Source organism: Pseudoduganella rhizocola, assembly GCF_045984285.3.
In the GTDB taxonomy this organism is placed as follows: domain Bacteria; phylum Pseudomonadota; class Gammaproteobacteria; order Burkholderiales; family Burkholderiaceae_D; genus Rugamonas.
The window spans coordinates 423,378-440,729 of record NZ_JBJQIK030000003.1 but is presented as its reverse complement, the minus strand read 5'-3'; the positions used below and the strand labels follow the sequence as shown (position 1 = coordinate 440,729).

Sequence of the window (17,352 nt, the reverse complement as noted above, 5' to 3'; positions counted from 1 at the left end):
TTAGCGGCGCAGCAGCGCCGCGAAATCTTCGGCGGGGACAGGGCGGCTGTAAAGGTAGCCCTGTCCCTGTTCGCAGCGCAGCAGCCGCAGCAGCTTCGCTTCCTCTTCCGTTTCGATCCCTTCCGCCACCACCTTCAGGTCCAGGTTGTGCGCCAGCGACACGATGGTGCTGACCAGGCCCATATAGCCCGCATCGTGCGTCATCTTCATCACGAAGGAGCGGTCCACCTTCAGCACATCCACCGGCAGCGTGACGAGATAGGCCAGCGAGGAATAGCCGGTGCCGAAATCGTCGATCGCGATCGGCACTTCCAGGTTGCGCACGCGGGTCAGGATATCGACCACGCGCGCATGGTCCGACACCAGCGCGCTTTCCGTGATCTCGATGGACAGCGGCTGCATATGCGCCTCGGCGATATTGAGCGAGGTTTCGATATCGTGGAACAGCGAATCGCAGCGGAACTGCGCCGGCGCCACGTTGACCGCGATCTGCGGCGGCATCAGGCCATCGTCATACCACTGGCGCCAGTCCTCCATGGCGCGCTGCATCACCTGCCGCCCGACCTCGATCACCAGGCCGGTGCGTTCCAGCACGGGCACGAATTCGACCGGCGGCACCAGGCCGCGCGTGGGATGGCGCCAGCGCACCAGCGCTTCCGCACCCGCCAGCCGGCCAGTTTTGAGGTCGATCTTCGGCTGGTAGAAATTGACGAATTCCTTGCGGTCCACGGCTTCGCGCAGCTCGGCTTCAAGGCTGATCAGGCGCGCCAGCGCATGGTCGGAGTCACGGTCGTAGACGCCGATGCGTTCATCCATATTGCGCGCCCCGGCCAATGCGTCCCAGGCCTTCACCAGCAGTTCGTCGGCCGTGGTGCCGTCTTCCGGCAGCGACGCCACGCCCACATTGATGGTGCACCAGATCTTCTGCTGCTCGATCTGGTAGGAGCCCTGCAGCAGCGGCACCAGCGTGTCGCGGATATAGTCCAGCGGCGCGCGCGCCTCGTCCGCCGGGTAGAACAGCGCGAAGCGGCCCACGCCCACATGCGACAGCACCATGCGCTCGGCCACTTCGCCGCGCAGGCGCTGGGCAAATTCGCGCATCAGGCCGATGGCGGCCGAATTGCCGTAGGCCGAACTGAGTTCGTCGAAGCGGTTGATATTGATGAGCAGCACCGAACCCCTGGCGTTGGCCGCGGCCAGCGCAGCAATCTCCTCGTCGAATTGCAGGCGGCTCGGCAGGCCGGACAGCGCATTGGTGCGCGCCAGGCGGTGCAGCTCCTTGGCGTTGATCAGGCGTTCCAGTCCGAAGCTCAGCTCATTTCCAAGCTCTCCGGCGCGCTCGCGCCAGAAGCTGTCGAAGAAGTCCTGGCGCCGCGAGTAGAAGGAAATCACGCCCCAGCATTTGCCGTTCGCCATCAGCGGAATCGCCATGCAGGAGGCGATCTTGCGGCGCTGGCAGCCGGTATTCAGGTCGTTCGAGAACTGCATGGTCCCGGTGGACACGGCGGCGCCGGCCAGTTCCGGCACGAACCAGTCGGCCACCGCGCTGCCGTCAGGCGTGCCGCTGTCGCTGTCGCGCCATTCGTGTTCGGCGCCTTCGCGGGTAGCCGAAGTGAACAGCTTCAGGCCGCCCGTGGCGCTGTCGGCGCGCGAGATGTCCACGATCTCAATGCCCGGCTGGTGAGCGGCGGCGCGGCAGGTATCGAGGCACAGCGCTTCCAGCGTCTTGGCGCGCGAAATGATGGCCGAGAGCTTGGACAGCAGCACATAGAAATTATCGTGCCGGATCAGGGCGCGCTCTTTCTCCACCTCGGTGGTCATGTCGATGGCCGAGCCGCCGAGGAAGGGTTCGCCGTCCACATCGATCGGGAATTTATGCACCAGCCAGTGGCGCCGGCCGTCGTGCGAAGTCTCCATGGTCTTGATGACTTCACCGTTTTCCAGCACGGCTCGGTCCTGCTCCTCCAGGCTCTGGCGCACGTCTTCCGGCCAGAAGTGGCTGTCGTCCTTGCCCACGATATTGTGGATGCCGAAGAAGCCCAGCAGGGCGGCATTGCCCATCACATAGCTGCCGCTGCGGTCCTTGATCCACAGAGGGGAGGGGGAGTGCTCGGCGAAGCCGGACAGGAAGCCTTCGGCGCGCGCCAGGTTGCGGCGCAGCGCATGCTGGCTGCGCGCCAGCGAGGCCACGTCGCACAGGGCGCGGCGCTTGCCCTCGTCCAGGGTGGACGGGGCGAGCGCCAGCAGGCGCTTGTCGTCGAGCAGCGCTTCCGGCGTGACTTCGCAGCCGCAAAGATGGCTGGCAAGGCGCAGCAGCTCTTCCGGCACCTCGTCAGTAACGGGATCCTGGGCAGCGATATGCTGCTGTTCTTCAGTAGCGATGTGGTTCATGTGCTCATCGTCGCATGGCAGGGGGTATTGCGCCATGCCACCTTAGTATGACGCCGCTCAGAACAGCTTGAATTTCAGCTGCACCGAGAATGCGCCATGCAGGCGCTCCTTATAGGTAGGTACGATAGCAAAGTTCACGCCTACACGTTCGTACTCCAGCGTCACGACAGGAATCGCGGCCAGGAACCAGCCGCCGTCGCGCATCTTGGGGTACCCGTTGAAGCCGCCGACCACGGCGCCCAGGCGCAGCGGGCCCCACGCGATCGGCTGGTAGTACACGCCCGCGTAGTTGGACATTTCGCGGTCGCTGTTGTGGAAACGGCCTGCCGTGACCGAGGCCACCGTGGAGAAACGGTACTCGACGCCCAGGCCGGGATTCGTGTCGTCGAAGCCCTTGTCGCGCTGGAAGTGGTAGGAGTAGAAGCCCGGATTGATCCAGAGTGCGCTGTCCGGCTTGTTTTCGATCATGGTGAAGGCGTCATCCGCCTGGGCGAGGCCGCTCATTGCCGCGAGCACGATGCCCGCAATTGGTGCAATAACTTTCATCCGGACTTCCTGTGAGTGATGAGAATGGCAATTATAGCTGGCCTTGCTTCTCAATCCGCTTGGAAATATTGGAGGAATACAGACCGCAATCCGCTCCAGGCGCTCACGGGCGCCAAGCTTCAGTGCGCGCGCAGGAAGTTCAGGAAGTCCGGGTTGGCGTTGATGTGTTCCAGCATCGCGAACACTGCTTCGTGGCCTTTCTCGCTATTGGTGAGATACACCGCGCCGCTGCGGGTGCTGCGGTCAATGAAGGCCAGGGTCCACAGGCCTGGATCGCGGCCCGTGTGCATCAGGATGGTGGCGCCCGGGAAGTTGAATACTTCCCAGCCCAGTCCGAAGCCGATGGTCTGCGGGCAGGCCGCCTCCAGCTTGCCCTTGCATATCTCCGCCTTGCGGTCGGTCTGGATGGCGCTGCGCTGGGCGGCGATCTGTGGCGTCAGGCCTTTGTCATTGATCACGTCGAGCATGAAGCGCGCGTAGTCGGCGGCCGTGGTGTAGACCAGGTCGGCCGCATTGGCCTTGCCCGCCAGCGTGGGTTCGAGCTCCTTGCCTGCCGCATCGTGCGGCTTCGCGATACGCGGCAGCAGCTCCGCGGGTTCGATGTAGCGGGTATTCGCCATGCCGGCCGGCGCGAACACCAGCTGCTGGCCGAGCTTGTCAAGCGTAGCGCCGGCCTTGCGCTCGGCGAAATTGGCCACATACTGCATGCCTTCGCCCGAATAGCCGTACTGCGCGCCGGGCGCTCCAAGCGTGAACTTCAGGCCGGCCTTGCCGCGCCAGTTGGGGAAGCCGGTGCGGTGCGACAGCGCGATGCGGGGCGTCAGCAGCTTGTGGCGTTCGTCGTTGGCCAAGTCGGGATCGACCCAGGCGGTATACATCGGTTCATCGAGATCCAGCTTGCCCTCGGAGGCGAGGCGCAGCACGACTTCGGCCGAAATGGGCTTGGTCAGCGATGCGATGTTGTACTGCGTTTCGTTCGTCGCGGGCACGCCGGCCGACTGTTCGCCCCATGTGCGCACGGTGGTGATCTTGCCGTTCTCGATAAGGGCGATCGAAACGCTGGGAATGCCCGACTTCTTCATCTGCGCCGGAACGTCGGCGTCAAGGCGCGACAGGTCGGCGGCGTGGGCGGTCAGGGTGGCGGCCAGCAGGCCTGCGGCGAAAAAGATGCGCATGGATTCCTCGTCGTGGTTTGGGACATGCGCATGCTAAGCAGGCAGGCGCCGTCCCTCAAGCGCGGCACGACGAGTGGTCGAAATCGGGGGCTGAACTGCGCCTGGACAGGGTCAGGCACGCGGGCGCTGGCGGTGGAACACCAGCGGGCTGTAAGCCACGGCCGATGGCGGCGGCGAGTTCAGGATATTGGTTTTCATCGCGCCCACCACATGCATTTCGCAGGGCTTGCAGTCGAAGCGCAGGGTGTAGCGTTCGTCGCCGCTTACCAGCGTCATCGGCTCCGCGCGCACCTGGCCCTGTACGCCTTGCACGCCCTTGGCCTGTTTCGGGCACAGGTTGAAGGAGAAGCGCAGGCAGTGCTTGGTGATCATCAGCGACACTTCGCCCGGCTCTTCATGCGACTCGTAGGCCGCATCGATCAGGCCCACGCCGTGCTTGTGGTAGAAGGCGCGCGCCTTCTCGTTGTAGACGTTGGCGAGGTAGCTGAGCTGGGTTTCAGGATATTGCGCGGGCGGTTCTTCCGGCGCCTTGCGTTCCGGGCGTTCCCAGGCCGCGAGACGGGCTGCCTCGTGGGCGGCGATGGCGTCGCGGCGCAGGCCGTTGATGGCTGCCGAAGGCACGAACCATGGACGCGGCAGGGCCAGTTCCACTTCCTTCGCTTCGAACATGGTGCTGCCCAGCTTTCCCACGCTGGTGCGCAGCGAGGCCTCGGCCTGCGCCGCCTGCTGCGCAGGCTGGAAGGGAATCGCGGCGTCGGTCACGCTGACGATGCCGTCTTCGTCGGTGATGGTGAGGCGCAGGCCATCGGCATGCTCGGACAGTTTCAGGAAGGCAGCGACCTTGCGCTCTGAAGACTTCTTATGCAGCGCCGCTTCCCACTGGTGGTCGCCGTTGCGGTTGATGACGGTGCCGGTTTTCAGGCCGGGCAGGGCGCTCAGCGGCTCGTTCGGGAACACGCGCCAGCGCTGGCCTTCCGCTTCCTCGCCAAGCTTGGTGACGGTGTTGACCTTGATGCCGACCGTTTCGCGCTTGTGCATGTAGTTCAGGCCATCGCCGTTCGCCATCGGCGCGTTGGTCACGAGGTCGAGGTGGTCGCCGCCGATGCGGACCACGGTGCCGAGTTCCACGCCTACGTATTTCGGCGTGTCGAAGGCGCCGATGTCGGCCTGGCGGCCCTGGGCGAAGTAATCGGTGTGGCCGCGGTGGAAGTTCTTGTCCACGTCCGGCGTGAACATCAGCTCCGTACGGCCGCTGGAGGCGCGCTGCAGTTCGGGGCGGCGTTCCAGCACTTCGTCGATCAGCTTGCGGTAGTGGCCCGTGATGTTCTTCACATAGCCCATGTCCTTGTAGCGGCCTTCGATCTTGAAGGAGCGGATGCCCGCGTCGATCAGCGCTTCCAGGTTGCGGCTCTGGTCATTGTCCTTCATCGACAGCAGGTGCTTTTCATAGGCGACCACGCGGCCCTGGCTGTCGGACAGCGTGTAGGGCAGGCGGCAGGCCTGGGAGCAGTCGCCGCGGTTGGCGCTGCGGCCGGTATCGGCATGCGAGATATAGCACTGGCCGGAGAAGGCCACGCACAGCGCGCCATGCACGAAGTATTCGAGCGGCGTATCGACTTCGGCGCGGATCTTGCGGATCTGTTCCACCGTGAGTTCGCGCGCCAGCACCAGCTGGGAGAAGCCCACCTTGCCAAGGAAGGCCGCTTTTTCCACGGTGCGGATGTCGCACTGCGTGCTGGCGTGCAGCTGGATCGGCGGCAGATCCATTTCGAGCAGGCCCATGTCCTGGATGATCAGTGCATCCACGCCCGCTTCGTACAGCTGCCAGATCTGCTTGCGCGCCAGCTCCAGTTCCGAATCGTGCATGATGGTGTTCATGGTCACGAAGATGCGGGAACGGTAGCGGTGCGCGAACTCCACCAGGGCGGCAATGTCTTCCAGCGGATTGCTGGCGTTATGGCGTGCGCCGAATGCCGGGCCGCCGATATACACCGCGTCCGCCCCATGCAGGATGGCTTCACGGCCGATCTCGGCGGTTTTGGCTGGCGAAAGCAGTTCAATCTGGTGGTCAAGCAGGGACATGGCGAAGGCTCGTCGGGCAGGGAAGGCGGAAATTATAGCGCGAACCGCGCCCGCAATCTAATATGGCGCCTGCTTATTCTGAAAGGAAAGACCATGCAATACCGGCACTACAAGGGCGGCATCTATGAACATGTCTGCGAAGCCACGCTGGAATCGGACCTCAGCAAGATGATCGTCTATCGCGCCGCCGACGGCAGCATCTGGTGCCGCCCGCGCGAAGTGTTCTTCGAGATGATCGAGGTGGACGGCAAGACCATGCAGCGCTTCACCCCGATTTAATGCAACTATATGGTTGCATTTCTGCCGCATTGATGCATAATCGGCACATCCAACCTTGAGGAGTGTGTGATGGCATCCGATACCGACCGCATCGAACGCAGTGTATTCATCAAGGCCCCACGCGAGCGCGTGTGGCGGGCGCTGGCCAATGCCGAGGAATTCGGCAACTGGTTCGGCGTGAACCTGAAAGGCCAGGCTTTCGTTGCGGGCCGACCTGTCGAGGGCCACATCACGCATCCCGGCTATGAACACATCATGTTCAAGGCCCTGGTGGACCGTGTGCAGCCGCAGGAGCAGCTGGTGTTCCACTGGCATCCCTATGCAATCGACCCGGCAACCGACTATTCCCAGGAGGAGCACACCACCGTGGTGTTCACCCTGAGCGATGCGCCGGGCGGCACCCGGCTGATCGTGGTGGAATCGGGCTTCGACAAGGTGCCTGCGCACCGCCGCGAGGAAGCATTCCGCATGAACAGCGGCGGCTGGGATGCGCAGATGGAGAACATCGTTGAGCACATCGGCGCTCAGCCATAAGCTCAGCGCGTCGGCCGCCATTTTCGCGGCGCTGGGCGATCCCACGCGGCTGCAGCTGGTCGCCCTGCTGTGCGCGGGCGGCGCCTTCTCCATCGCCCAGCTCACCGCCGGCACGGAGATCAGCCGCCAGGGCGTGACCAAGCACCTGCAGGTGCTGGCCGCCGCCGGCGTGGTGCGCGATGTGCGGCAGGGGCGCGAGCGCCTGTGGCAGCTGGAGCCGGCGCAGATCGACGAGGCGCGCCGCGCGCTCGACCTTATCGGCCGGCAATGGGAAGCGGCGCTGGGTCGCCTGAAAACCTTCGTGGAAGAGAACCCCTGAAAATATTTTGATTTTCCTGTCGATTTCCGGATTTGCCGTTCGTCGTGGCTATGTAGTGACCGACAAATTCCAGAAACGGAGAATCAAATGAGCCGCAAAATCTTCATCAACCTGCCCGTAGCCGATCTCAAAGCCTCAATGGCCTTTTATACGGCAATCGGGTTCACCAACAATCCCCATTTCACCGACGAGACGGCGGCCTGCATGGTGCTGAGCGATTCCATCCACGTGATGCTGCTCACGCACGACAAATGGCGCAGTTTCACCACCCGCCCGATTCCGCCGGCAACGTCCAGCGAGGTATTGCTCTGCCTGTCCTGCGAAAGCCGCGGCGAGGTGGACGAGCTGACCCGCATCGCGGGAGAGCAGGGCGGCCAGGCCGACATCAACCCGGTGCTGGACCTGGGCTTCATGTACGGCCGCAGCTTGACGGACCTCGACGGCCACGTCTGGGAAACCATATGGATGGACCCGGCCGCTATCCCGCATCCAGACTGAGACGCACGGCCGCGCCCAGCGCGCGCACCGCTTTCGTGATCTGGTCCACATCCGCGCTGCCGAAGCCGATGCACAGCCCCGGCACCCGGTTGGCGCCGATACTGAACACCGACAGCGGCAGCGCGCCCGGCAGGTGCTGGCGCGCGCAGGCGGCCACCGTGCTTTCCAGCGCCGGGTCCAGGATCAGGGTGCTCAGGTGCAGGCCGGCATTGCCGGGCTGCACCCGCATCCAGCCGGCCCAGTGCTGCTGTGCGGCCTGCTCGAAGGCGCGCCTTCGCTGGGCATAAACGGGGCGCATGCGGCGGATATGCCGCGCCAGGTGGCCGCCGGTGATGAATTCCGCCAGCGTGGCCTGCGGCACCACATCCGCATTGGTGCCTGCGACGCGCTTGATATCGACCAGCGCATCCCTTGCCCAGCGCGGCGCCACCACGAAGCCCTTGCGGATGGCCGGGAACAGGCTTTTCGAGAAGGTGCCGACGTAGAACACGCGGTCTTCGCGGTCCAGGGTCTGCAGCGCGTCAGGCGGATGCTGGCCGTACAGGAACTCGCCGTCGTAGTCGTCTTCGATGACGACGGCGTCCAGGCTGCGGGCGCGCGCCAGCAGGGCGGCGCGGCGTGCAGGCGGCATCACCGCGCCGGTGGGCGACTGGTGCGAGGGCGTCACGCAGATGATGCTGACGCCATCGGGCACCAGGTCGGCCCGCAAGCCTTCGCCATCCACGGCCACCGGCACCAGGATGGCGCCTGCGGCCCTGAAGGCGGCATGCAGCGGCGGGTAGCCGGGATCTTCCACCGCCACCTGTGTGAGGCCGGGCGTAACGAGCAGGCGGGCCAGCATGTCGAAGCCTTCCTGCGCGCCGGAGGTGATGAAAAGGTCTTCCGGCCCGCAGGCGACGGCGCGCACCGCCGCCACATGGCCTGCAATGGCTTCGCGCAGCGCGGGGAGACCCTGCGCCATGCCGTAGTGGAAGGGCTGCTGGGCTGCCGCACGCAGCGCCCGCATATTGAGGCGGCGCCAGATCTCGTGCTCGAAGAAGGCGTGTTCGGGCACGCCGGTGCGGAAGGAGCGCACGGCGAGCGGCGGATCGCATGTGAGGCGCTGCGAGGGCTGGCGCCATGCTGCGGCGATGCGCTGGTCGTCGGCACGGGCAGGACCGCCGGCCGGCGCAGCGGTGGGGGTATCGGCCGCGCCCGGGGTGCAGACGGTAAGCCGGGCGCCGGGACGGCTGCGGGCAAAGCCTGCAGCCACCAGCTGGTCGTAGGCGGCAACGACGGTGTTGCGGCCGATCTGCAGCTGGCTGGCCAGCTGGCGCGAGGAAGGCAGCGCATAGCCTGCGGGCAGGCGGCCTTCGATGATGGCGGTGCGCAGCTGGCGGTGCAGGGTCCTGGTCAGGCCGCCGTCGCGCGCTGCATCCTGAAGTATCCCGAAGGGCAAAACTGGTTCCATAAGTTTTCCCGGAACTGAGCCTTTGATGGAGCCGGATTCTCTCATAAGATCGAAGCCATGGACACCTATATCTGCGATACCTGCGGCACTCAATTTGCTCCCGGACACGTGCCACCGGAAGCCTGCCCCATCTGCCTCGACGAGCGGCAATATGTGGGCTGGGAAGGGCAAACCTGGACCACGCACGAGGCGCTGGGCGCGCGCCATGCGCTGCGCATCGGCGAGGATGCGGGCCTGCTTGCGATCGACATGAACGGCAGTTTCGCCATTCCCCAACGCATGCTGCTGTTGCCGACGGCATCGGGCAATGTGCTGTGGGAATGCGTGAGCCTCGTGACGCCGGAAGCGGTGGCGCGGCTGCGCGAAGCGGGCGGCGTGGACCGCATCGTGATCTCCCATCCCCATTTCTATTCTTCGATGGTGCGCTGGAGCGAGGCGCTGGGCGGGGTTCCCATCCTGCTGAATGCGGCGGACAAGGCCTGGGTGGTGCATCCCTCGCCGCTGATCGAGTTCTGGGAAGGCGACTTCCATGCGCTTGGCGGCGATGTGACGCTGGTGCGCACCGGCGGCCATTTCCCCGGCAGCACGGTGCTGCACTGGGACCGCGGAGCAGGACAGGGAGCGCTGTTCGTTGGCGATTCGCCGCAGGTGGCGACAGACCGCCGCCATGTGGGCTTCCTGTACAGCTACCCGAACTTCATGCCGATGCCGGTGGCCGATGTGCGGGCGATGCAGCAGCGCCTGGCTTCCCTGCAGTTCGAGGACGTGTACGGCTACAGCTGGGGGCGCAACATCGTCGGCGGCGGCCGTGCCGCGGTGGACGCTTCCTTCCAGCGTTACTTCAAAGCCATGGTTCAGTGAAGATTAAGAAAACGGAAAGGGCAGCGTGCTAGCATCCGCAGGACTTTATCCAGCAAAGGAGCTTTCATGGACTGCCCAGTCTGCAAAAACGTTAGCCTGGTGATGAGCGAGCGCCAGGGTATCGAAATCGATTACTGCCCGAACTGCCGCGGCGTATGGCTGGACCGCGGCGAACTCGACAAGATCATCGACCGTTCGCTTGGCGCCGCGCCCCCCTCGGCACCGATGCCGCCGCCCCAGCAACATCAAGCGCATCGCGCCCCCGATCCGCGCTATGCCGACCCGCGCTACCCGCAACACGGCGGCCATGGCCACCCGCACTACAAGAAAAAGCGCGAGGGCTTCCTCAGCGACCTGTTCGACTTCGACTGAGCTTATTTCGGCGGGAACACCGCCACCAGTTCCACTTCCAGCACCAGGGCCGGCGTGAACAGGCGCGGCACCTGCAGCCAGGTGGCGGCAGGGTAGGCGCTGGTGTACATGGCCTTGCGGAGCTCGTGATGCTTGATGAAGGCATCCAGGTCGGTTGCGTATACATTCTCCTTGACCACGTCCGCAAAGCTCAGCCCGTGCGCGGCCAGGGTCTTCTTCAGGTCGCCGTATACCTTGGCGATTGCCGCCGGCATATCGCCCGACGCCGCCGTGCCCGAGATATACAGGGTGTCGCCGACCCGGACGGCCTGGCAATAGCCCATCCTGTTCTCGAAGGCCGGATCCATATTGAAGCATTTCCTGTCCTGCGCGCTCGCGCCCAGCGGCAGGGCCAGCAGCAGCGCAGCCATCAACAGCTTCTTCATCAGTACTCCTCCATGTTGGGACGACCGGCCGATGGTATCGATACGGCGCCGGCAAGACTAGTACCAGCTCCTGAATATTTCTGGAACCAGCGCTTGACGATCAATAACCGTTTGGTTATAGTTTAATCCATAACTCACTGGCTATGGATTGACATGCACAATTCCCCCGATGCACTGTTCCGCGCGCTGGCCGACCCCACGCGGCGGGCCCTGTTCGAAAAGCTTTGTGCCGGCGGCGAGCAGACCGTTGGCGGCCTGACGGCACAGGGGCAGGTCTCGCAGCCGGCCGTTTCCAAGCATCTCGCCGTACTCAAGCAGGCCGGACTCGTGCAGGACCGGCATGAAGGACGGCAAACCCATTACAGCGCCCAGCTCAAGGCGCTGTCGCCCTTGCTCGACTGGACCAACCAGATGACCCGCTTCTGGGAAAGCCGGTTCGACGATCTTGAAGACCTGTTGAAAAGGATGGACCAATGAACGACACCGCAACCGCGCTCCGTACCGTTGTTGTTGAACGGGAGTTCCCCTATCCCCCGGAAAAGCTCTGGCGCGCGCTGACCCAGCCGCACCTGATCGAAGCCTGGCTGATGAAGAACGATTTCGTGCCCCAGCCGGGCCATCATTTCAACTTCACGGCGGAGTGGGGCGCAGTCAACTGCGAGGTGAGGGAAGTGGAGCCGCAGCGTACCCTGTCCTACACCTGGTCCGCCCACGGCCTGGAAAGCGTGGTGACTTGGACGCTGGAAGCTACTGGCAAGGGCACCCACCTGCGCATGGAACAGGCGGGCTTCCGTCCGGACCAGGAACAGGCCTACCAGGGCGCCAAATTCGGCTGGCAGCGCTTCTTCAACTCGCTGGAAGAGCTGGCGGCGAAGGAGTTCGCATGATGCGGGCGCTGCTACGCTGGCTGCACCTGCTGCTGGCGATTCCGATTATCGGATACGTGTATAGTCCCTTCGAGGTCCTGCCCAGCTACGCAGGGCCGACGCGCTACGTCTTCATGCCCGCCATAGTGCTGGCGGGCCTGTGGATGTGGAAGGGACATCTTGTCCGCCGCCTCTTCACAAGGAGCAATCCATGACTGAAGCTTCGGTTCAGATTGACGAGAAAATCGCAAAGCTGGGCGACTGGCGCGGCGCCACGCTGAGCCGTGTGCGCGCGCTGATCCATGAAGCGGTGCCGGAAGTGGTCGAGGAGGTGAAGTGGATGGGCACGCCCGTGTTCTCGCACAAGGGCATTATCTGCACCGGCGAAACCTACAAGTCGCACGTGAAGCTCACCTTCCTCAAAGGCGCCTCGGTGAGCGACCCGGCCGGGCTGTTCAATTCCAGCCTGGACGGCAATGCGCGGCGCGCGATCGACATCCGCGAAGGCGAGGAGCTCGATGCCAAGGCGTTCAAGGAGCTGATCCGCGCTGCAGCAGCCCTGAATTCGGCGCCTAAAAAGCGGGCGAAAGCCCCGGCCTGAATGCTCAGCCGCCCGCGCGGCGGGTATCGATGGCGACCCAGTTGGTCTCCCAGGCCTGGCCGCCATCGATGGAATAGGCCTGTTCGAACCGCCATTGCGTGCTCGATACAGGAATGACCAGGAAGCGGACGCGCACCTTGCGGCCGTCCACCATGTCGTCGCCGAAGAAGGTTCCCACGCCGTCTTTGAAGGCGCCGCGCATCGGTTCCGTCATGCGGCCGTTGGCCAGATTGGCAAAGTTCAGCGTCCATTCGCCGCTGGCCGGCTCGTAGAGGCGCAGCGATACGCCGGTGATGCGGCCGGCGGGGCCGCGCACATCCAGCTCCACCAGGTTGGCGCGCTTGTCCATTACCGGTTTCACCACCGAGGTGCCGGTGTAGGCGATCCAGTCGGTTTTGCCGCTGAGCGGTTCGCGCAGGCGCATCAGCTGGGTGTCCCAGCTGCCGATTTCCCAGTCGAAGTCGCGCTGGCCATCGGCGGCGGCCGCCGGGCCCAGGGCATATAGCAGGAAGATCGCAGGCAGTAGAGTTTTCATGAAAAGCACTCTATTCATCTGCGAGCCGCACGGCTAGGGCCAGCGGCGGGGATTTGCTGGGACTACGCGATGTCGCCGAGGTAGCGGATAATAGCGGCTACGCCGCATTTGCGCATCATTTGGAATCCCCATGGAAATTAAAGTCAACTTCCTCGATAAGCTTCGTCTTGAAGCCAAGTTCGATGATTTCACCGTCATCGCCGACCAGCCGATCCGCTACAAGGGCGATGGCTCGGCGCCAGGCCCCTTCGATTACTTCCTCGCCTCATCGGCCCTGTGTGCGGCTTACTTCGTGAAGTTGTACTGCAATACCCGCGATATCCCGACCGAACATATCCGCCTGTCGCAGAACAATATCGTCGATCCTGAAAACCGCTACCAGCAGATCTTCAAGATCCAGGTTGAGCTGCCGCCGGATATCTCCGAGAAGGACCGGCAGGGCATCCTGCGCTCCATCGACCGCTGCACGGTGAAGAAGGTGGTGCAGGCCGGCCCGGAGTTTGTGATTGAGGAAGTCGAGAACCTGGATGCGGATGCGCAGGCGCTGCTGACCATGAATCCGGCCGGGGAAGGGCGCACCTACATTCCGGGCAAGGATCTGCCGCTGGAACAAACCATCGCCAACATGACGCAGGTGCTGGCGGATATCGGCATCAAGATCGAAATCGCCTCGTGGCGCAATATCGTGCCCAATGTGTGGTCGCTGCACATCCGCGATGCGCATTCGCCGATGTGCTTCACCAACGGCAAAGGCTCGACCAAGGAAAGCGCGCTGGCCTCCGCGCTGGGCGAATACATCGAGCGCGTCAGCAATAACCATTTCTACGCCGGCGCGTTCTGGGGCGAAGACCTGGCCAATGCGGAGTTCGTGCATTATCCTGAAGAGCGCTGGTTCAAGCCCGGCCCCGATGATGCGCTGCCCGCAGAGATCCTGGACGAGTATTGCCTCGAAATTTACGACGCGGACGGCGAACTGCGTGGTTCGCACCTGTACGACACCAACTCCGGCAACGTGGAACGCGGCATCTGCTCGCTGCCCTATGTGCGGCAGTCGGACGGCGAAGTGGTGTATTTCCCATCCAACCTGGTCGAAAACCTCTTCGTCAGCAACGGCATGAGCGCCGGGAATACGCTGGCCGAGGCGCAGGTGCAATGCCTGTCTGAGATTTTCGAGAGGGCGGTCAAACGCGAGATCCTGGAAGGGGAGATCGCATTGCCCGATGTGCCGGACGAAGTGCTGGCGAAATACCCCGGCATCGTGGCCGGCATCCGCGGCCTGGAAGAACAGGGTTTCCCGGTGCTGGTGAAAGATGCCTCGCTCGGCGGCCAGTATCCGGTGATGTGCGTGACCCTGATGAATCCGCGCACCGGCGGCGTGTTCGCGTCCTTCGGCGCGCACCCGAGCCTGCAGGTGGCACTGGAGCGCAGCCTCACTGAACTGCTGCAGGGCCGCAGCTTCGAAGGCCTGAACGACCTGCCTCAGCCTACCTTCGAGAGCAACGCCGTGACCGAGCCCTATAACTTTGTCGAACACTTCATCGACTCCAGCGGCATCGTGTCGTGGCGCTTCTTCAGCGCCAAATCGGATTACGACTTCGTGGAATGGGATTTCTCCGGCCAGGGCGAGAACTCGAATGCCGAAGAAGCTGCCACTTTGTTCGGCATCCTCGAAGACATGGGCAAGGAAACCTATATGGCCGTGTATGAGCACCTGGGCGCCACCGCATGCCGGATCCTGGTGCCGGGCTATTCGGAAATCTATCCCGTGGAGGATCTCATCTGGGACAACACCAACAAGGCGCTGCTGTTCCGTTCCGATATCCTGAACCTGCACCGGCTGGATGACGCCAGCCTGGAAGCGCTGCTGGATCGCCTGGAAAACAATGAGCTGGACGAATACGGCGACATCGCGACCCTGATCGGCATCGAGTTCGACGAGAACACCGAATGGGGCCAGCTGACCGTGCTGGAACTGCGGCTGCTGATTAATCTCGCGCTGAAGCAATTTGGGGAAGCGCAGGAGCTGGCCGGCGCCTTCCTGCAGTACAACGACAACACGGTCGAACGCAGGCTGTTCTACCAGGCGCTGAATGCAGTGCTGGAAGTGCACCTGGACGAGGAAATGGAGCTGGACGACTACGTGGTGAACTTCCGCCGCATGTTCGGCGACGTCCGCATGGACGCCGCGCTCGGCGCGATCGACGGCAGCGTACGTTTCTTCGGCCTGACGCCGGCCAGCATGCAGCTGGAAGGGCTGGAACGCCACGAGCGCCTGATCGACAGCTACCGCAAACTGCACGCGGCACGCGCGAAGTTCGCGGCAGCGGTTCGCTAAGGGATCAGGCTTCCGGCGCTGTCCAGACCAGGTTCCACAGGTGGCCGTCGATATCCTCGAAGCCCTGGTCGTACATAAAGCCGTGGTCTTCGGGGGGATGCGGTATCCGGGCGCCGGCTGCGGCGGCTTTGGCGATCAGGCTGTCGAGTTCTTCGCGGGTATCGCAATTCAGGCAAATGACGAGTTCATTGGCCTCCCTGGCGTTCGCGAGCGGCTTGTCGATCAGCGACTTGAAGAAGGGTTCAGTCGTCAGCATGGCCTGGATGGTACCGTCGACGATGTTCATGAACGCCGCGTTCTCGCTGCTGAACCGGGCATTGAAAGTGAAGCCGATAGCGGAAAAGAAGGCCTTGGACTTTGCCAGATCCTTCACGGGCAGGTTGAGGATGATCTGATTCTTCATAGAGTGTCCTTTGTTGATGTGTGTTGAGGCGACCGGTGCATCAAGCATACGACGGGCGGCGTGACACAAAATCGACACAGCGCGCTTACGTAATTGTGCCCCGTCATTGATTGATCGTCATAGAGCGAAAAACACTATCTTCCGGCAGAAAAAGTGAGTCTTTTCGTAAGAAACTCATTACCTAAAGACTCATCCGAAACGTAGTTTTTATCTAATTTGTCCTCCAACACTCTAGCCGAATGACACCTACCTAAACGCTCATGCGAGGTGTTTTTACTGTCAAAAATGCATGCCCGAGTTCGAGGTCCCGTCCAACCAAAATGTGGTTTGCAGCGCTCTGGAATGAAGGCCCTTCAGAGCGTTTTCAATCGCTAACGATTCTTCATCACGTTGTGAAAATTGAGGTTTGGATGAAAATAGGACATTACCTTCGGAGTCAGGCCCTCGACCTGCGCAAGAGCCGATCTCCGAAAGGGTGTTGGGGGACCCATCTCGAGCGAGGCAGTGTCGCGTTCTCTCCGCGAACTTTTATATCCACTTATTTTTTGTTTTATAAGTTCAGCATCGGACTTCTGCTAGTGTGCGCAAAAGATCGGCCGCTCCAAGCTCGACCAGGGCGAGTCACAGCATCAAGTTGTCTCGGTCATCTCATCGTCGGCAAAAACCATATTTTCACGGGCGAGGTCGGCTGCTCTGAGCGCCTGGTCATAGACGGCAATTTGCTCCTTCACGGTAAGGATGCCGAAGGCATGCTTGATGGCTCGCCCGACGCCCGTATGCAGGTCTAGAACGTCGAATCCGTCCCGAAAAACGATCTGGCAGGTGGGAGGGCGCCGAGGTGAAAACCAGCCGCTGCCCGGCGACGACCATTGTTCGGAGAGCTGAAGCTTGATCAGCCGCTGTTGTTCGAACGTGTGACGTGATGGACGGTATAAGTAGAGCCCTATCTGCTTCAGTGGAATATTGAAGGCGCGAGCGGCGACGTGCTCATACATCTGTAGCAGCATAGTTCGATAGGAGAGAAGGGATGGGGTGTTGGGGAGTTCATGAATCATTATGGCGAGCTGGGGGTGCTCGCTCGCCTGCGCTGTCAGCACGGTGCTGGCAAAAAAGACCTTATAGATGCTCCCCAGCTGCGTGCCATAGTACAGCGGCTGAAATCCTTGCTTCAGGAAGCGCTGGTCCTCTGCCATAGTGAGTTCTGCTTGCTCGTAAGGGCGCCACTGGCCGTCAACGTCCAGCACCTCCAATTCATCTATCGGCAAATACTGTTCGCTCCACTCTTGCGCCTCGCTTCGTTCGTCAACACGCCAGAAGAGAAATGCGCTCCCTTCCAGCGCATCGTCAACATCCTTTCTGAAGTGGGCAAGAAATGCGCAGTCCGCACGCACTCGCTGCACGACGATTGCTTGCGTGTTCGTTGAGATCGGCAGGTGCCGGCGCAGTGCTTCTTCGTCTTGCCAAAAGCTGATGCGGAAAATTCCCTGGCCTTCACGAAGCTCCTTCTCGGCTTCTATAAGAGGCCGGTGTGGGAAGCCCTGTCTATTCTTCATGCTCCAGTAGTGGGCGCGCAGTCCCCCGCCTTCGAGCTCACGGTGCGTTTCCAACGGATCGTAACGGTATAGATACATGTAGGTCCAAGATGGTGGTGTTAGGACGGCCCGCGGATCACCAGTAGGT

Annotated in this window: 20 protein-coding genes; 11 read left to right on the top strand and 9 right to left on the bottom strand. The window is 62.6% G+C overall.

Going from position 1 to position 17,352, the window contains the following annotated elements:
- The 4 genes from ACJRPG_RS09235 to ACJRPG_RS09220 all read right to left on the bottom strand — a co-directional run bounded on the left by ACJRPG_RS09235 (position 1) and on the right by ACJRPG_RS09220 (position 6,194).
- Positions 1–2,427, bottom strand: coding sequence for a bifunctional diguanylate cyclase/phosphodiesterase (locus ACJRPG_RS09235; RefSeq protein ID WP_407999769.1), 2,427 nt, complete (start codon positions 2,425–2,427; stop codon positions 1–3).
- A 21-nt stretch (positions 2,428–2,448) separates the two neighbouring features.
- A complete protein-coding gene (locus ACJRPG_RS09230) occupies positions 2,449–2,937 on the bottom strand; it encodes a hypothetical protein (protein ID WP_407999768.1) in 489 nt (162 codons plus the stop codon).
- Positions 2,938–3,056: 119 nt separating this feature from the next.
- The gene (locus tag ACJRPG_RS09225; protein ID WP_407999767.1) at positions 3,057–4,112 is read right to left on the bottom strand and encodes a serine hydrolase domain-containing protein; all 1,056 of its coding nucleotides are present in this window, start codon (positions 4,110–4,112) and stop codon (positions 3,057–3,059) included.
- Positions 4,113–4,223: 111 nt separating this feature from the next.
- Positions 4,224–6,194, bottom strand: coding sequence for a peptidase U32 family protein (locus tag ACJRPG_RS09220; protein ID WP_407999766.1), 1,971 nt, complete (start codon positions 6,192–6,194; stop codon positions 4,224–4,226).
- 93 nt (positions 6,195–6,287) lie between these two features.
- On the opposite strand from ACJRPG_RS09220, the gene ACJRPG_RS09215 reads away from it, so the two are divergent.
- The 4 genes from ACJRPG_RS09215 to ACJRPG_RS09200 all read left to right on the top strand — a co-directional run bounded on the left by ACJRPG_RS09215 (position 6,288) and on the right by ACJRPG_RS09200 (position 7,824).
- The gene (locus ACJRPG_RS09215) at positions 6,288–6,473 is read left to right on the top strand and encodes a DUF1653 domain-containing protein (protein WP_407999765.1); all 186 of its coding nucleotides are present in this window, start codon (positions 6,288–6,290) and stop codon (positions 6,471–6,473) included.
- Positions 6,474–6,542: 69 nt separating this feature from the next.
- Positions 6,543–7,007 (top strand): SRPBCC family protein, encoded by a 465-nt coding sequence (locus ACJRPG_RS09210; RefSeq protein ID WP_407999764.1) that lies wholly within the window; start codon positions 6,543–6,545, stop codon positions 7,005–7,007.
- Positions 6,982–7,326 carry an ArsR/SmtB family transcription factor gene (locus tag ACJRPG_RS09205; RefSeq protein WP_407999763.1) on the top strand — a complete coding sequence of 115 codons (345 nt, stop codon included), beginning with the start codon at positions 6,982–6,984 and terminating at the stop codon, positions 7,324–7,326. The genes ACJRPG_RS09210 and ACJRPG_RS09205 overlap by 26 nt, the downstream gene beginning before the upstream one ends.
- Before the next feature lie 87 nt (positions 7,327–7,413).
- Positions 7,414–7,824, top strand: a complete 411-nt coding sequence (locus tag ACJRPG_RS09200; protein WP_407999762.1) for a VOC family protein — start codon at positions 7,414–7,416, stop codon at positions 7,822–7,824.
- Here the strand turns inward: ACJRPG_RS09200 and pdxR are convergent.
- Entirely contained in the window at positions 7,805–9,274 is a 1,470-nt protein-coding gene (gene pdxR, locus ACJRPG_RS09195; RefSeq protein WP_407999761.1) for a MocR-like pyridoxine biosynthesis transcription factor PdxR, read from the bottom strand. The two genes, ACJRPG_RS09200 and pdxR, sit on opposite strands and share 20 nt — an antisense overlap.
- A gap of 57 nt (positions 9,275–9,331) precedes the next feature.
- On the opposite strand from pdxR, the gene ACJRPG_RS09190 reads away from it, so the two are divergent.
- Together ACJRPG_RS09190 and ACJRPG_RS09185 are read left to right on the top strand one after the other, a co-directional pair.
- A complete protein-coding gene (locus tag ACJRPG_RS09190; RefSeq protein ID WP_407999760.1) occupies positions 9,332–10,135 on the top strand; it encodes an MBL fold metallo-hydrolase in 804 nt (267 codons plus the stop codon).
- Positions 10,136–10,201: 66 nt separating this feature from the next.
- A complete protein-coding gene (locus tag ACJRPG_RS09185) occupies positions 10,202–10,507 on the top strand; it encodes a TFIIB-type zinc ribbon-containing protein (RefSeq protein WP_407999759.1) in 306 nt (101 codons plus the stop codon).
- Between the two features lie 2 nt (positions 10,508–10,509).
- Here ACJRPG_RS09185 and ACJRPG_RS09180 read toward each other — a convergent pair whose 3' ends face one another.
- The gene (locus ACJRPG_RS09180) at positions 10,510–10,932 is read right to left on the bottom strand and encodes a RidA family protein (RefSeq protein ID WP_407999758.1); all 423 of its coding nucleotides are present in this window, start codon (positions 10,930–10,932) and stop codon (positions 10,510–10,512) included.
- Between the two features lie 153 nt (positions 10,933–11,085).
- On the opposite strand from ACJRPG_RS09180, the gene ACJRPG_RS09175 reads away from it, so the two are divergent.
- From ACJRPG_RS09175 to ACJRPG_RS09160, 4 genes are read left to right on the top strand one after another with little or no spacing between them, the layout of a single operon-like run.
- Positions 11,086–11,409: an ArsR/SmtB family transcription factor gene (locus tag ACJRPG_RS09175; protein WP_407999757.1), complete on the top strand. Its 324-nt coding sequence runs from the start codon at positions 11,086–11,088 to the stop codon at positions 11,407–11,409.
- Positions 11,406–11,819 carry an SRPBCC family protein gene (locus ACJRPG_RS09170; RefSeq protein ID WP_407999756.1) on the top strand — a complete coding sequence of 138 codons (414 nt, stop codon included), beginning with the start codon at positions 11,406–11,408 and terminating at the stop codon, positions 11,817–11,819. The genes ACJRPG_RS09175 and ACJRPG_RS09170 overlap by 4 nt, the downstream gene beginning before the upstream one ends.
- Positions 11,816–12,013: a hypothetical protein gene (locus ACJRPG_RS09165; RefSeq protein WP_407999755.1), complete on the top strand. Its 198-nt coding sequence runs from the start codon at positions 11,816–11,818 to the stop codon at positions 12,011–12,013. Before ACJRPG_RS09170 ends, ACJRPG_RS09165 begins: the two co-directional genes overlap by 4 nt.
- The gene (locus tag ACJRPG_RS09160; protein WP_407999754.1) at positions 12,010–12,399 is read left to right on the top strand and encodes a DUF1801 domain-containing protein; all 390 of its coding nucleotides are present in this window, start codon (positions 12,010–12,012) and stop codon (positions 12,397–12,399) included. The genes ACJRPG_RS09165 and ACJRPG_RS09160 overlap by 4 nt, the downstream gene beginning before the upstream one ends.
- Positions 12,400–12,403: 4 nt before the next feature.
- Here the strand turns inward: ACJRPG_RS09160 and ACJRPG_RS09155 are convergent, their stop codons facing one another.
- On the bottom strand, positions 12,404–12,934 hold the full coding sequence (locus ACJRPG_RS09155) for a hypothetical protein (RefSeq protein ID WP_407999753.1): 531 nt from the start codon (positions 12,932–12,934) through the stop codon (positions 12,404–12,406).
- Positions 12,935–13,064: 130 nt separating this feature from the next.
- Here ACJRPG_RS09155 and ACJRPG_RS09150 point away from each other — a divergent pair, with 130 nt between their 5' ends.
- Complete coding sequence (locus tag ACJRPG_RS09150; RefSeq protein ID WP_407999752.1) at positions 13,065–15,269, top strand: OsmC domain/YcaO domain-containing protein; 2,205 nt, start codon at positions 13,065–13,067, stop codon at positions 15,267–15,269.
- A 4-nt stretch (positions 15,270–15,273) separates the two neighbouring features.
- Here the strand turns inward: ACJRPG_RS09150 and ACJRPG_RS09145 are convergent, their stop codons facing one another.
- Entirely contained in the window at positions 15,274–15,672 is a 399-nt protein-coding gene (locus tag ACJRPG_RS09145) for a VOC family protein (RefSeq protein ID WP_407999751.1), read from the bottom strand.
- Positions 15,673–16,301: 629 nt separating this feature from the next.
- Complete coding sequence (locus ACJRPG_RS09140; RefSeq protein WP_407999750.1) at positions 16,302–17,225, bottom strand: hypothetical protein; 924 nt, start codon at positions 17,223–17,225, stop codon at positions 16,302–16,304.
- Between the last annotated feature and the right edge of the window lie 127 nt (positions 17,226–17,352).

What these genes read in the sequence shown, in the direction of transcription:
- ACJRPG_RS09210 (WP_407999764.1), top strand. Translation starts at nt 6,543, where the DNA reads ATGGCATCCGATACCGACCGCATCGAACGCAGTGTATTCATCAAGGCC.
- ACJRPG_RS09230 (WP_407999768.1), bottom strand. Translation starts at nt 2,937, where the DNA reads ATGAAAGTTATTGCACCAATTGCGGGCATCGTGCTCGCGGCAATGAGC.
- ACJRPG_RS09235 (WP_407999769.1), bottom strand. Translation starts at nt 2,427, where the DNA reads ATGGCGCAATACCCCCTGCCATGCGACGATGAGCACATGAACCACATC.
- ACJRPG_RS09190 (WP_407999760.1), top strand. Translation starts at nt 9,332, where the DNA reads ATGGACACCTATATCTGCGATACCTGCGGCACTCAATTTGCTCCCGGA.
- ACJRPG_RS09170 (WP_407999756.1), top strand. Translation starts at nt 11,406, where the DNA reads ATGAACGACACCGCAACCGCGCTCCGTACCGTTGTTGTTGAACGGGAG.
- ACJRPG_RS09165 (WP_407999755.1), top strand. Translation starts at nt 11,816, where the DNA reads ATGATGCGGGCGCTGCTACGCTGGCTGCACCTGCTGCTGGCGATTCCG.
- ACJRPG_RS09215 (WP_407999765.1), top strand. Translation starts at nt 6,288, where the DNA reads ATGCAATACCGGCACTACAAGGGCGGCATCTATGAACATGTCTGCGAA.
- ACJRPG_RS09180 (WP_407999758.1), bottom strand. Translation starts at nt 10,932, where the DNA reads ATGAAGAAGCTGTTGATGGCTGCGCTGCTGCTGGCCCTGCCGCTGGGC.
- ACJRPG_RS09225 (WP_407999767.1), bottom strand. Translation starts at nt 4,112, where the DNA reads ATGCGCATCTTTTTCGCCGCAGGCCTGCTGGCCGCCACCCTGACCGCC.
- ACJRPG_RS09200 (WP_407999762.1), top strand. Translation starts at nt 7,414, where the DNA reads ATGAGCCGCAAAATCTTCATCAACCTGCCCGTAGCCGATCTCAAAGCC.
- ACJRPG_RS09175 (WP_407999757.1), top strand. Translation starts at nt 11,086, where the DNA reads ATGCACAATTCCCCCGATGCACTGTTCCGCGCGCTGGCCGACCCCACG.
- ACJRPG_RS09160 (WP_407999754.1), top strand. Translation starts at nt 12,010, where the DNA reads ATGACTGAAGCTTCGGTTCAGATTGACGAGAAAATCGCAAAGCTGGGC.
- ACJRPG_RS09140 (WP_407999750.1), bottom strand. Translation starts at nt 17,225, where the DNA reads ATGAAGAATAGACAGGGCTTCCCACACCGGCCTCTTATAGAAGCCGAG.
- ACJRPG_RS09145 (WP_407999751.1), bottom strand. Translation starts at nt 15,672, where the DNA reads ATGAAGAATCAGATCATCCTCAACCTGCCCGTGAAGGATCTGGCAAAG.
- ACJRPG_RS09185 (WP_407999759.1), top strand. Translation starts at nt 10,202, where the DNA reads ATGGACTGCCCAGTCTGCAAAAACGTTAGCCTGGTGATGAGCGAGCGC.
- ACJRPG_RS09155 (WP_407999753.1), bottom strand. Translation starts at nt 12,934, where the DNA reads ATGAAAACTCTACTGCCTGCGATCTTCCTGCTATATGCCCTGGGCCCG.
- pdxR (WP_407999761.1), bottom strand. Translation starts at nt 9,274, where the DNA reads ATGGAACCAGTTTTGCCCTTCGGGATACTTCAGGATGCAGCGCGCGAC.
- ACJRPG_RS09220 (WP_407999766.1), bottom strand. Translation starts at nt 6,194, where the DNA reads ATGTCCCTGCTTGACCACCAGATTGAACTGCTTTCGCCAGCCAAAACC.
- ACJRPG_RS09150 (WP_407999752.1), top strand. Translation starts at nt 13,065, where the DNA reads ATGGAAATTAAAGTCAACTTCCTCGATAAGCTTCGTCTTGAAGCCAAG.